Genomic DNA, 13,250 nt, shown 5'->3' with positions numbered 1-13,250 from the left:
GATCACCCCGACAACCTGACCCGAACCGTTCCCATCACCGGTACGTACTCCCCACCAAGACGACGACTAGTGGGAGGGCAAGGAGGCAGACCGGTGACCGTCGAGAGCAGGACAGAGCTCGTGCCGCTGCGAACGTGGTTCGGGCTGCGATGGCGCGGGTACGACCGCGGCGAGGTCGACGACTACGTCGCCGAGCTCGAGACCGACCTGCGCCTGGCCATGGCCGATCGGGACGCGGCGGAGACCAGGGCGGAGGTGCTCGCGAACCGGCTGAAGGCGTTGCAGGAGGAGAACTCCGTGCTGCAGGAGGGACTTCACCGCATCTGCCTGACCCCCATCGACCCGAAGGGCCTCCCGGAGCGCCTGGCCCGCATGGTGCAGCTGGCGGAGGACGAACGCCGCGAGGTCATCCGCGACGCGAACATCAAGGCCCTGATGATCGTCGCGGAAGCCGAGGCGCGCCAACGAGAACTGGACGAGGCCGCCGCGTCGAAGCGCGAAGAGGCCAAGGAGGACTTCCGGCTGGCCATGTCGCTGCGCCGCGCCGAAGCCCTGCGCGCGCTCGCCGAGCTCCGCGACATCGCCCGCGACGAGGCCGCCCGTATCGTCGCCGAAGCACGCGTCGAAGTGGCAGGCGTCGACGGGAGGTGACATTGTCCCAGTCTCAACTGGCCATGTCGCCCTTCTGTAACTAAGGGTTAGCCCAGGACCAAATCCGACATCGTTTGGACAGCCCCCGATCGCCGCCGATTGACCGAGGGATGACCAAATGCGACAAGGCGCTGTCCTGACGGCCCTGCTGGCACTTCTCTTCGTGGGATCCGGTTCCGCTTCCGCCATCGGCGGAAAGATGACCTGGTACAACGACAAGGGCTACGGCGCGTGTGGAACCCGGATCGACGCGAGTTCCCAGAACCTGGCCGCCGTGCCCAAGGCGTGGTTCACCAGCTCCAACCCCAACAACGACCCGGTCTGCCGCAAGTCGGTCCGGGTCACCTACAAGGGCAAGTCGGTCACGGTCCCGGTCCGGGACATGTGTCCCTCGTGCGACCGGAGCCACGTCGACCTCAGCGTGCCCGCGTTCAGGTCGCTCGCGAACCTCGACCTCGGCGTCGTCGGCGTCACCTGGGAGTTCGTAGGCTGACACCGCGGTGGGTCCCCTTGCGCGGCAAGGGGACCCACCCCGCGTCAGTCACGTTCGATCAGGTGACCCACGACGTCCGGGCCGGGGTGCGCGTGGCCGGAGCCGTCGCGTCGCATGTCCACCGCGGGCAGCTCGACCGGCGACCCGTTGTCCGAACTGCCGGCCGGGCGCGGACCGATCCACGCCAGCACCAGGTGCGACTCGCCCTTCAGGAACCGCTGCGACCGCACACCGCCGGTGGCACGCCCCTTCGCCGGGTACTCGGCGAACGGCGTGACCTTCACGCTCTGCCCCGACGACGTGACGACCATCGGCTCGCCGTGCTCGTCGTCATCGGTGCGCACCGCGCCGAAGAACACCACCGACGCGTCGGCCGACACGTTGATGCCGGCCATGCCGCCGCCCTTGAGTCCCTGCGGCCGCACCAGTTTCGCGTCGTACCGCAGCAGCGAGGAGTCACTCGACACGAACGCCAGGGTCTCGGACCCGTCCTTCAACCAGGTGGCGCCGACGACCTCGTCGCCTTCCTTCAGCGTGATGACCTCGAACTCGTCGGACCGCACGGGCCACTCGGGGGCACAGATCTTCACCACGCCCTGCCGCGTACCCAGCGCCAGTCCAGGCGACTCGGTGTCGGTCAGCGGCGCGATGCCGACGACCTTCTCCCCCTTGTCCAACGGCACCAGCTCGGCCGCCGCCATGCCCCCGCTCAGCGACACCGTGCCACTCTGCTCGGGCAGCACCGGCAACGGCAGCACGTCGGTCTTGAACGCCCGGCCGAGGTTCGTGACCAGCAGCACCTGCCCACGCGCCGTCGTGTGCACCACCGCGGACACCGCGTCGTGCTTCACCCGCCCGGCCCGCCGCTTGCCCTCGGTGGACTCCTCCGACTCGGCCGCCGTCCGCGCCACCAGCCCGGTCGCACTCAGAATCACCTGGCACGGATCGTCCGCGACCTCCAGCGGCCCGGCGGGCTTGGACGCCGCCAGCACCTCCTTGAGGTCACCGTCGATCAAGCTCGTCCGGCGTTCACCACCGAGCTCCTTGGCGACGTTCGCCAGCTCGGTCGACACCAGCTTCTTGAGCACCTTCTCGTCGTCCAGGATCGCGGTCAGCTCGGCGATCTCCTGCCGCAGCTTGTCCTGCTCGGCCTCGAGCTCGAGCTTGTCGTACTTGGTGAGGCGGCGCAGCGGCGTGTCGAGGATGTAGGTCGCCTGGATCTCCGACAGCTTGAACTGCTTCATCAGGCCGTCCTTGGCGGCCGCCGCGTTGTCGCTGTTGCGGATGAGCTTGATGACCTTGTCGATGTCGATCAGTGCCTTGAGCAGACCCTCGACCAGGTGCAGCCGGTCCTCACGCTTCTTGCGCCGGAACCGGGTCCTGCGCGTGACAACCTCGTAGCGATGCTTGAGGAAGACCTCGAGGAGCTGCTTGAGCCCCAGCGTCTGCGGCTGGCCCTCGACGAGCACCAGGTTGTTGATGCCGAACGACTGCTCCATCGGCGTCAGCCGGTACAGGTCCGCCAGCAACGCCTGAGGGTTCACGCCGACCTTGCACTCGATGACCAGCCGCGTCCCGTTCTCACGGTCGGTGAGGTCCTTGACGTCCGCGATTCCGGTGAGCCGCTTGGACTTGTTCACCTCGTCGGTGATCTTCTCGATGATCCGCTCAGGCCCCACGCCGTACGGCAACTCGACGATCGTGATCGCCTGCCGCCCGCGACTTCCCTCCAGCGGCCCGATTTCCACGCGGGCACGCATGCGGACCACGCCGCGGCCCGTCTCGTACGCCTTGCGCACCTCGTCCAGGCCCAGCAGCTGGCCGCCCGTCGGCAGGTCCGGGCCGGGGACGAACTCCATCAGCTTGTCGAGATCGGCTTCGGGGTGCGTGATCAGCCACCGGGCGGCCGCCACGACCTCGCCCAGGTTGTGCGGGATCATGTTCGTCGCCATGCCGACCGCGATGCCCGACGTGCCGTTGACCAGCAGGTTCGGGAAGGCAGCCGGGAGGACGGTCGGTTCCTGCTCCGAGCCGTCGTAGTTCGGGCGGAAGTCGACCGTGTCCTCGTTCAGCTCACCGGTGAGCTGCATGGCCGCGTGCGACATCCGTGCTTCTGTATAACGGCTCGCGGCCGGTCCATCGTCTGGGCTACCAAAATTTCCATGCCCGTCGATCAACGGCTCGTTGAGCGAGAAGTCCTGCGCCATCCGGACCAGCGAGTCGTAGATCGCCGTGTCGCCGTGCGGGTGGAAGCGGCCCATCGTGTCACCGACGACGCGCGACGACTTCACGTACGGGCTGGTCGGCCGCTGCCCGTTGTCGTGCATCGAGAAGAGGATGCGGCGGTGCACCGGCTTGAGGCCGTCCCGCGCGTCCGGCAGCGCCCGCGAGTGGATGACCGAGTACGCGTACTCCAGGTAGGAGTCCTCGATCTCGGTCTTCAGCGAATTGTCCAGGACGTTGGCGCCCGCGCGGTCGAACGCGCCGGGGTCGACCTTGGTCGTCGTCGTGCTCTTGCGACGTGCCATTGCTCAGTAACTCTCTTTACAGGTCGATGGCGGACTGGTCGACACGGGAGGCGGACTCGACGAGCCAGTTGCGGCGCGGCTCGACCTTCTCGCCCATCAGCAGCTCCAGCGCCTCCTCGGCGGCCTCGGCGTCGTCGAGCGTGATCCGGCGGACCGAGCGCGTGGCCGGGTTCATCGTGGTCTCCCACAGCTCGTCGGCGTCCATCTCGCCGAGGCCCTTGAACCGCGGCACTGGCGTGACGACCTGCTTGCCCGCCTTCTCCAACTGCGCGACCTTCTGCTCCATCTCGCGCTGGGTGAAGGTGAAGAACGTCTCGGAGTTGCGGCCCTTCGTCATCACCTTGTGCAACGGCGGCATGGCCGCGTACAGCCGGCCGTCCTCGATCACCGGGCGCATGTACTTGGCGAACAACGTGATCAGCAACGTCCGGATGTGCGAGCCGTCGACGTCCGCGTCGGCCATCAGGATTACGCGGCCGTAGCGCATCGCGCTGAGGTCGAACGTGCGGCCCGTGCCGGCGCCCAGGACCTGGACGATCGACGCGATCTCGGCGTTGCGCAAGGTGTCCGCCAAAGAGGCCTTCTGGACGTTCAAGATCTTGCCGCGCAACGGAAGCAGCGCCTGATACTCGGACACTCGGGCCATTCTGGCCGAGCCCAATGCGGAGTCGCCCTCCACGAGGAAAAGTTCGCTACGCAAAATACCTGTGGTGCGGCAGTCGACCAGCTTGGGCGGCATCGCGGCGCCCTCGAGAGCCGTCTTGCGGCGCGCCGCATCCTTCTGCTGCTTCTGCGTCAGCCGGACGCGCGAGGCGTCGACGACCTTCTGCAGGACGGTCTTCGCCTCGGTCTTCGTCTTGCGGTCCTCGGTCCACGCACGGATCTGCTTGTCGACGATGCCCTGCAGCACCTTGGTGATGCCCGCGGTGGACAGTTCGTCCTTGGTCTGCGAGGTGAACTGCGGCTCGGGGATGCGGACGTGGACGACGGCCGTCATGCCCTCGAGCACGTCGTCCAGGGTCGGGGGATCCTCCTTGGGCTTCAGCAGGCCGCGGGTCTTGGCGATGGCGTCCTGGATCGCCTTCAGCACCGCGCGGTCGAAGCCCCGGCGGTGCGTGCCGCCGTGCATGTTGCGGATGGTGTTGGTGAAGCACTCGACGGTGCGGTCGTAGCCGGTGCCCCAGCGCAGCGCCACCTCGATCTCGGCGTGACGCTCCACTTTGGACCGCATGACGCCGTTCTCGTCGGCGGCGTTCTCGTGGTACGTGCCGGAACCGGAGATGAGCAGCGTGCCGGACACCGGGCGGTCGCCGGCCGGTGCGAGGAAGTCCACCATGTCCGACAGGCCGTTCGGGTAGTGGAACGTCTCTTCGTTGATGGTGTCTTCGAGCGCGGTGCGCAGCACGTACGTCACGCCCGGCACCAGGAACGCCGTGTTGCGCAGCTTCGCGCGGACGGCCTCGACGTCGAGTGCGGCGCCGTTCTCGAAGTAACGCGAGTCGTACCAGTACCGGATCGATGTGCCGGTGCGCTCGTTGCGCTTCATCTTGCCGGTGACGTTCAGGCCGGACCGGCCCACGAACTTCGCCTTCGGGCCCGGACCGTCGAACTCGCCCGGAACGCCGTGCGCGAACGACATCTCGTACACCTTGCCGCCACGGCGAACGGTCACGTCGAAGCGGTGGGACAGCGCGTTCACGGCCGAGGCGCCGACACCGTGCAGGCCGCCGGAGGTCTTGTAGCCGGAGCCGCCGAACTTGCCGCCGGCGTGCAACCGCGTCAGCACCAGCTCCACACCGGACAGACCGGACTTGGCGTGCACGTCGGTCGGGATGCCGCGGCCGTCGTCGTCGACCTGGACGCTGCCGTCGGCGTGCAGCGTGACGACGACCTTGGTCGCGTGCCCGGCGATGCCCTCGTCCGTCGAGTTGTCGACGATCTCGGTGAAGAGGTGGTTGATGCCGCGGCTGTCGGTCGAGCCGATGTACATGCCGGGGCGCTTGCGGACCGCTTCCAGACCTTCGAGATGCGTCAGGTCATCGGCCCCGTAGAGGGTCTCAGCGGTCACAGTCCTACTCCCGGTCGACTGAAAATGCATGCGCGGTATCACGAGGGTATCCGGCGGTACTGACAATTCCTGGCATCGAGTACCCGTGGCGGGGCTCACGAACCCGTCGCCGCAGGTCAGGCCCGTTCACCCGATGACCCGCCCTCAGGGTTGCCCTCCGTGACCACTCCGAGACCTTCACGCAACCGCGCTGTGAACCGGTCTTGATGACCACACGTATGCCCGAGTGAGTCGGACCAGAACCTGGACGGAGTGATCGCGTGCGGCATGGTGTGGAGACGGGTCTTTTCCAGCAGGCCGCGCACAGCCCGTCCATTTTCGAGCTGAACCGGCACCTGGGTGAGGGCACGCGTGCGCTGGTGGACTTCTGCATTCCGTGCAACCCCTACTTCCCCACGCCGGAGATGTTCAACGAGCTGGCGAAGAACCTGGAGTCCGTGCTCAAGTTCTACCCCAGCGACGCGACCAAGATCGCGAACCAGCTGGCGCAGGTCCTCAAGCTCAACCCGGCCACGATCGCGATGTCCAACGGGTCCACCGAGCTGATCACGTGGATGGACCACCTGTGGATCAACGAGAGCATCGCGATCCCGATCCCCACGTTCGGGCGGTGGACCGACCAGCCGATGGAGAGCTCCAAGCGGGTGGACATGTTCCTGCTGCAGGAGAGCGACAACTTCGAGCTGGACATCGACGCCTACATCAAGTTCATCCGCACCAGGGGATCCAGGGTCGCGGTGCTGTGCAACCCGAACAATCCCGACGGCGGCTACCTGCCGCGCCGGGAGATCGTCCGCTTCATGGACTCCCTCGCCGACCTCGACCTCGTGGTGATCGACGAGTCGTTCATCGACTTCGTCGAGGTGGAGCGCAACCCGTCCGTGGCGGCGGAGGCGTCGATCAGGCCGAACGTCGTGGTGCTCAAGAGCCTCGGCAAGAACTTCGGCCTGCACGGCATCCGCTTCGGCTACCTCGTCGCGAATCCCGGACTGGCCGGGAAGATGCGCAACACCTTGCCGAAGTGGAACCTCAACTCTCTCGCCGAAACCGTTGTCTTCATGCTCAAGGAGCACGCCGAGGAATACCACGAAAGCCTTCAGCTGTTGTCCCGCGACCGCTACCGCATGGGTATGGAGCTCTCCCGGCTGCCTGATCTGACGGTGTTCTCGTCACAGGCGAACTTCCTGCTGGTGAAGCTCGCACCCGGCATCGACGGCGGCGAGCTGCGCGACTTCCTGGTGTCACGCCACCAGGTCTTCATCCGCGAATGCGGCAACAAGCTCGGCATGAGCAGTCAGTTCGCCCGCCTGGTCGTGCGGCCGGAACAGGACGTGGCGCGGCTGGTGGAGGGCATCCGGGACTTCTCCCAGTCCCGGTGGGCCTCCGAACAGCACGAAGCGCCTTCGCTGCTCATGCACAGCGCCTGACACCCCCTCTGGGAAGGAAACCCATGTCAACACCGCACGTACTGGCCGGTCGCCGCGGCCAGTTAGCGGCGACCGCGCTGGCGGCCGCCACCCTGCTGAACGCGACGCTCTTCGGTACCGGTCCGCACGACGCGGTGGCGTCGAGTCACCGGGAGGCGCCGCTCATCGCGAACGACCCCGCGGTCGACAACACGGACCTGTACGCGTTCGTGAGCCCGGACCACCAGGACACCGTCACGATCGTGGCGAACTTCTCGCCGTTCCAGGAACCCAACGGCGGCCCCAACTTCTACCCGTGGGCCAACGACGCGCGTTACGACATCAACATCGACAACGACGGTGACGCGCGGCCGGACCTGACGTTCCGCTGGACGTTCGAGACCGAGGACAAGCGGCAGAACAAGACGTTCCTCTACAACGACGGCCAGGTCACGTCGCTGGACGACGAGAACCTGCTGTTCAAGCAGAAGTACAAGCTCGAAGTCATCGACATGCACAACAACAAGGCGAAGCTGGTCTACAACGGCAAGGTCGCGCCGTCCAACACCGGCCCCGCCTCGATGCCCGACTACAAGGTGCTGCGCGACCAGGCGATCACGCACCTGCAGGGCGGCGCGAAGGTGTACGTCGGCCCGGCCGACGACTCGTTCTTCCTCGACCTGCGCGTGTTCGACCTGCTCTACGGCGGCAACCTCAGCGAGGTCGGCCAGGACACGCTGCGCGGCTTCAACGTCAACACGATCGCGTTGCAGGTGCCGAAGGACATCCTGGCGCTCAACGGCAAGGTCGACCGCAACCCGAACGTCGGCATCTGGAGCACCACCGAGCGGCGCTCGCTGAAGCTGGAGCCCGGCAAGGCGAAGGCCGAGGGCGACTTCGTGCAGGTCTCGCGCCTGGGCAACCCGCTGGTCAACGAGGTCGTCGCGCCGGCGGGCCTGAAGGACGCGTTCAACGGCCTGGAGCCCAAGGACGACGCCAAGGTCAAGGACCTGCTCGACCGCGTGGTGAACCCCGAGCTGCCCAAGCTGATCGAGGGCATCTACAAGATCCCGGCGCCGCCGGGACCGCGCAACGACCTGTCGGAGATCTTCCTGACCGGCGTGTCGAAGAAGGTCGGCGACAAGGTCCTCGACGTGGACCTCAACTCGCAGCTGAACAACGCCGACGTGGACCAGAAGCGGTTCCAGGCCGCGGAGATGCTGCGGCTCAACATGTCCGTCCCGGTGACGCAGCAGCCCAACCGGCTCGGCGTGATCGGCGGCGACCTGCAGGGCTTCCCGAACGGCCGCCGGCTCACCGACGACGTCGTGGACATCGCGCTGCAGGCCGTGGAAGGCGCCGCCGCGTCGGGCAAGCTCGTCGACGCGCTCGCCGCGGGTGACAAGGTCGACCAGAACGACGTCGGGTTCGAGAACAAGTTCCCGTACGTCGCGCTGCCCCGCAACGAAGCGGTGAACGCGGGCGGCGCGCAGACCGCCAACGTCGCGCCCGCCGGTTTCGACGGCACGATCGGCAAGATCGCGATGCCGACCGCGCTCGGCGCCGTGGCGCTGTTCGGCTTCGGGTACTGGTTGTGGCGCAAGCGTCAGGACCACATCCGCAAGTACGGGGCGCACTCCGCCAAGTGAGCGCCCACCGGTTGAAGCTGGCCCTCGCGGTGATGCTGGTCATCGCCGCGGGGCTGGCTTTCCTGGACGGCCGTCGGTCCGAGCCCGTTTCCTCCCCCAACGGGGTCGGGCCGGTGGCCGTCAAGCAGGAGAACCAGATCCACCGTTCCGTGCACACCCTGCAGGACCGCCTGCATCGCGTGCCGAACGACGACCAGGGCTGGGCCCAGCTGGGCGCGGCGTACGTCGAGCTGTCCCGCGTCACCGCGGACGCGACCTACTACAGCAAGGCCCAGGGCGCACTCGACAAGTCGATGTCGTTGAAGCCCAACGGTCTGGCCATGATCGGCCTGGGCCAGCTGGCCAACGCCCGGCACGACTTCGCCGCCGCCCGCGACTGGGGACAGAAAGCCTTACAGGCACTGCCGAGCAACGCCGAAGCCCACGGCGTGCTCGCGGACGCGCTGACGCAGCTCGGTGACGACGCCGGTGCGTCGCAAACGATCCAGCGCATGCTCGACCTCAAGCCCAACACCGCCTCGTTCTCCCGCGCCTCGTACCACTACGAGCTGCACGGTGACGTCGCGGGCGCCGAGGACGCCATGCGCAGGGCGCTGGCCGCGGCGAGCACGCCGGACGAGGTCGCGTTCTGCCGGTACCGCCTGGGCGAGCTCGCGTTCGACAACGGACGGGTCGACGAAGCGAGCGACCACTACGACCAGGGCCTGCGGGCCAGGGAGGACGACATGGCGCTCACGCAGGGAAAGGCGAAGGTCGCCGCCGCACGCGGTGACGTGGTCATCGCGATCGACTCGTACCAGAAGCTCGTCGAACGGGCACCGGTGCCGCAGTACGTCGTCGAGTACGCCGAGCTGCTCGAGTCCGCCGGCCGCAAGGACGAGGCTGACCAGCAGTACGCGGTGCTCTCCGAGCAGCAGCGGCTGATGGAGTCCGAGGGCGCGTCCGACGACCTGTCCGCCGCGATGGTCGCCGCCGACCGCGGGGACGGCATGCAGGCCCTGCGGCACGCCGAGGCCGAGTGGTCGCGCCGGCAGAGCGTGTTCGTCGCCGACGCGATGGCGTGGGCGTTGCACCGCAACGGCCGCGACGCCGAAGCACTGGCGTACGCGGACAAGGCGTCCGCACTCGGCTGGCGCAACGCCACGTTCGCCTACCACCGCGGCATGATCCTCGCCGCGCTCGGCCGGGCCGCCGAGGCGGAGCAGGCACTCGTCGAGGCGCTGAAGCTCAACCCGCACTTCTCGCCGCTCTACGCGCTGACAGCCGGCCGCAAGCTCGCCGAGCTGCGGGGCGGCCGGTGAGGACCGTCGCGCTGCGGACGTTCGGCGCCGGACTGCTGGTCGTCCTGGCGCTGTTCGCGTTGACGGGCAAGGCGTCCGCGCATCCGCTGGGCAACTTCAGCGTCAACCACTACCACGGGCTGCACCTGTATCCCGACCACGTGGACCTGCGCTCCGTCGTGGACGTCGCGGAGATCCCCACGCTGCAGCAGAACCTGAAGTCACGCGACGCGAACGAATGGTGCGCGTCGGTGGTGCGCGACCTGCGGTCCACTGTGGATGGTGCCGCGCTGCAGTGGACGGTTCGCTCCGCGACGCGCACGAATCCCGTCGGCCAGGCCGATCTGGCGACCACGCGGCTCGTCTGTGAGCTGACCGCGCCCGTGTCCATCAAGGGACCGGTGACGTTCGACTTCTCGGACGCGAGCGCCGCCGACCGGGTCGGCTGGCGGGAGATCACCGCGGTGAGCACGGATGTCGCGTTGAAGGACTCCCCCGTGCCGACCTCGAGCGTCAGCGACGAGCTGCGCCGCTACCCCGACGACCTGCTCGCGTCGCCGCTCGACATCCGCTCCGCGCGGCTTCAGGCGGCCCCCGGCGCGGGTTCGGCGCCGCTGCGGACCGAGGCCGGCGCGGGCGCGATGTCGCTGAACCAGGCCGCGGTCGCGTTGAACGACATCGTCGGCTCGAAGGACCTCACGCCGTGGCTGGGTCTGCTGGCCGTGCTGTTGTCGCTGGTGCTCGGCGCGTCGCACGCCGCCCTGCCCGGTCACGGGAAGACGCTGATCGCCGCCTATCTGGCGGGCCGCGAGGGCCGGCCGCGCGACGCCCTCATCGTCGGCGCGTCGGTGACCGCCACGCACACCGGTGGTGTCCTGATCCTCGGTCTGGTGATCAGCGCGTCGAGCACGCTGGCCGGTGAGAACGTGCTGCGCTGGCTCGGGGTGGTCAGCGGTGTGCTCATCACCGTGATCGGTGTCCTGCTGCTGCGGTCCGCGCTGACCCGCACACCCGTTCTCGCCGGACACGGGCACGGTCACGGCCATGGGCACGGTCATGGACATGGGCACGGTCATGGACATGGCCACGGACACGGTCATGGGCACGGTTACAGCCGATCGAGCCTGATCGGGATGGGCGCCGCGAACGGCCTGGTCCCGTCGCCGTCGGCGCTGGTAGTGCTGCTGGGAGCGGTGGCACTGGGCCGGACCTGGTTCGGCGTGCTGCTCGTGTTCGGCTACGGCCTCGGCATGGCGGCGACGCTCACGGCGGTCGGCCTGCTCCTGGTGAAGGTGCGTTCACGGGTCGAGCGCGTCCTGGACAACCGGGCGAGCCGGCTGCTGTCGCGGTGGGCTCCGATCGGCACCGCCGCGATGGTCGTCGTGGTCGGGTTCTGGGTCGTCCTCCGCGCGGTGTGACCCGTCAGTTGTCACACCGGGCGCGGAGGTCAGACCAGCTTCGCCGTGACGAAGACCTTGCCCTCTTCGGACTCCACCGACACCGCCACGACCTCGGCGGGCGGAACGGCGGCGGAACCGCCGCCATGCCAGGTGCCTGCCTTGGTCATCCAGCTGCTCACAACCTCGCGCCGGCCGTCCTTGCCGACCACGATGAGCCGGCACTTCTGGTCGGCGGGCAGCCCGCTGACCGCGGCCGCGACCCGGACCCAGTTGTCCATGTAGGTCACGTCGCCGTCGATCTTGACGCCGGTCTTGGAGTCCGTGCTCGCCAGCTCGCGTGACGAGCCGGTGGTGCCGACGTTCCCCGGCGGCTGCGCGGTCGTCGTCTCCGACGGGCCGGAGTTCAGCCCGACGACGACAGCACCCGCGCCGAACGCCACCGCCGCCACGACGGCCGCGGCGGCGAGATACGTGGGCGCACGCCCGCGCCGGTGCTGACCGGGCGGTGGAGCGACCTCTTCCTCCTCGGTGGCCGGGCTGGCTCGTTGAGCCGGAATGCCCCTGGTGGCGCCTTCGCTGCGGATCTGCCGCAACGCACGTTGGAGCACCAGCTCGGACGGCATCTCGCCGGACGGCTGGATCTCCTCGATGAGCGCCTCGCGCGGTATGGAGTCGAGCACCGACCGCACGCGGCCGAAATCGGCCACCTGCGCGCGGCAGGGCGCGCACCAGCTGAGGTGCTGCTCCACTCCACGTCTCTCGTGGACGTCCAGCACCCCGAGCGCGTAGCACCCCAACGTGACGGCGTCGTGTGCGCCTGCTGTCATACGACCTCCCCGCGGCGAAACGGTGTCGTAAGGGGAAACGTGCAGATGAGAGGTGATGGTTCAGTTTGCGAACGAGTTCATTCCCAGAGCGGCTCTGGATGGCTCCGCGTAGTGGGACGAACCGCCTCCGTAGGCCTCCAGTGGCCCGATTTTCACCCCATCGGCCGTCTCAAGTCCGAAGATCGACCCAAATTACTTCGCCACCAAATGAGCTCGTCCCCCGAGCGCCCCACTCGCTGCTCGCATCGTGGGACCACCCACTCGGTTGAGTGACAACCAAAGTTGGAGCTACCCGGCAAATTTCTGACTAAACCGTTGACTTGCCCGGACGGGCGGCGTTTCGGTGGAAATGCACCAATCGAAAAGGGGGAACTGATGAGGTTCATTTCCGCGGTACTCGCCGCACTGCTGGGATTCGCACTGATCGGGCCGACCGCGTCGGCCGCGCCGCAGGTCAACCGGGCCGAGATGCTGCAGCGCGCGGCGAGCTGGCTGACCGCGAACAACGGGGGGCGCGTGCCGTACAGCATGACCAAGAACTGGTCGGACGGATATCGACAGGACTGCTCAGGGTTCGTGTCGATGTCCGCGAAACTGGGCGGCCCCGGCCCGAACACGGTCGCGCTCGCGACGAACACGTGGACGGTCCCGGTGAAGATCGCCGACCTGAAGCCGGGCGACCTGTTCATCGACCCGGTCGACGAGCCGGGCGATGACTTCCGGCACGTCGTGATCTTCGAGAAGTGGACGAAGCCCAACGCCGAGTACCTGGCGTACGAGCAGCGGGGCGGGTTCGGCACGGACCACCGCACCCGCACGTACGGCCTCGAGCCGAACAGCAAGTACCACCCGTACCGGCTGAAGAACATCGTCGACTGACACCGGGAATACCCGGCGGCACGCCTCGGTTCGACTAGATGCAAACGCATGTAGTTGAAGGAGGCGTGC

10 protein-coding genes are annotated in these 13,250 nt (G+C 67.8%); 7 read left to right on the top strand and 3 right to left on the bottom strand.

Going from position 1 to position 13,250, the window contains the following annotated elements:
* The first annotated feature begins 93 nt into the window (after positions 1 to 93).
* Both QSK35_RS40685 and QSK35_RS40680 read left to right on the top strand, forming a co-directional pair.
* Entirely contained in the window at positions 94 to 651 is a 558-nt protein-coding gene (locus QSK35_RS40685; RefSeq protein WP_285753474.1) for a DivIVA domain-containing protein, read from the top strand.
* Between the two features lie 118 nt (positions 652 to 769).
* Positions 770 to 1,144 (top strand): cysteine/serine endopeptidase inhibitor, encoded by a 375-nt coding sequence (locus tag QSK35_RS40680; protein ID WP_285753473.1) that lies wholly within the window; start codon positions 770 to 772, stop codon positions 1,142 to 1,144.
* A 44-nt stretch (positions 1,145 to 1,188) separates the two neighbouring features.
* On the opposite strand, the gene QSK35_RS40675 is transcribed toward QSK35_RS40680, so the two are convergent.
* Positions 1,189 to 3,672 (bottom strand): DNA gyrase/topoisomerase IV subunit A, encoded by a 2,484-nt coding sequence (locus tag QSK35_RS40675; protein WP_285753472.1) that lies wholly within the window; start codon positions 3,670 to 3,672, stop codon positions 1,189 to 1,191.
* 16 nt (positions 3,673 to 3,688) lie between these two features.
* Entirely contained in the window at positions 3,689 to 5,740 is a 2,052-nt protein-coding gene (locus QSK35_RS40670) for a DNA gyrase/topoisomerase IV subunit B (RefSeq protein WP_285753471.1), read from the bottom strand.
* 260 nt (positions 5,741 to 6,000) lie between these two features.
* Here QSK35_RS40670 and QSK35_RS40665 point away from each other — a divergent pair, with 260 nt between their 5' ends.
* Genes QSK35_RS40665 through QSK35_RS40650 form a run of 4 tightly spaced genes read left to right on the top strand, consistent with a single transcriptional unit; the run spans position 6,001 to position 11,493 of the window.
* Positions 6,001 to 7,167, top strand: a complete 1,167-nt coding sequence (locus QSK35_RS40665) for a pyridoxal phosphate-dependent aminotransferase (protein WP_285753469.1) — start codon at positions 6,001 to 6,003, stop codon at positions 7,165 to 7,167.
* Positions 7,168 to 7,190: 23 nt separating this feature from the next.
* Positions 7,191 to 8,795: a DUF4331 domain-containing protein gene (locus tag QSK35_RS40660; protein WP_285753467.1), complete on the top strand. Its 1,605-nt coding sequence runs from the start codon at positions 7,191 to 7,193 to the stop codon at positions 8,793 to 8,795.
* Entirely contained in the window at positions 8,792 to 10,096 is a 1,305-nt protein-coding gene (locus QSK35_RS40655; RefSeq protein WP_285753466.1) for a tetratricopeptide repeat protein, read from the top strand. Before QSK35_RS40660 ends, QSK35_RS40655 begins: the two co-directional genes overlap by 4 nt.
* The gene (locus tag QSK35_RS40650) at positions 10,093 to 11,493 is read left to right on the top strand and encodes a nickel/cobalt transporter (RefSeq protein WP_285753465.1); all 1,401 of its coding nucleotides are present in this window, start codon (positions 10,093 to 10,095) and stop codon (positions 11,491 to 11,493) included. Before QSK35_RS40655 ends, QSK35_RS40650 begins: the two co-directional genes overlap by 4 nt.
* Before the next feature lie 29 nt (positions 11,494 to 11,522).
* On the opposite strand, the gene QSK35_RS40645 is transcribed toward QSK35_RS40650, so the two are convergent.
* A complete protein-coding gene (locus QSK35_RS40645) occupies positions 11,523 to 12,302 on the bottom strand; it encodes an anti-sigma factor family protein (protein WP_285753464.1) in 780 nt (259 codons plus the stop codon).
* Positions 12,303 to 12,677: 375 nt separating this feature from the next.
* Here QSK35_RS40645 and QSK35_RS40640 point away from each other — a divergent pair, with 375 nt between their 5' ends.
* Positions 12,678 to 13,181, top strand: coding sequence for an NlpC/P60 family protein (locus QSK35_RS40640; RefSeq protein WP_285753462.1), 504 nt, complete (start codon positions 12,678 to 12,680; stop codon positions 13,179 to 13,181).
* The last annotated feature ends 69 nt before the right edge of the window (positions 13,182 to 13,250 follow it).

The sequence above is a fragment of the Lentzea sp. NBRC 105346 genome, assembly GCF_030269605.1.
Lineage (GTDB): Bacteria > Actinomycetota > Actinomycetes > Mycobacteriales > Pseudonocardiaceae > Lentzea.
The sequence above is the reverse complement of the archived record's forward strand: the minus strand, read 5'-3'. Positions and strand labels throughout refer to the sequence as shown.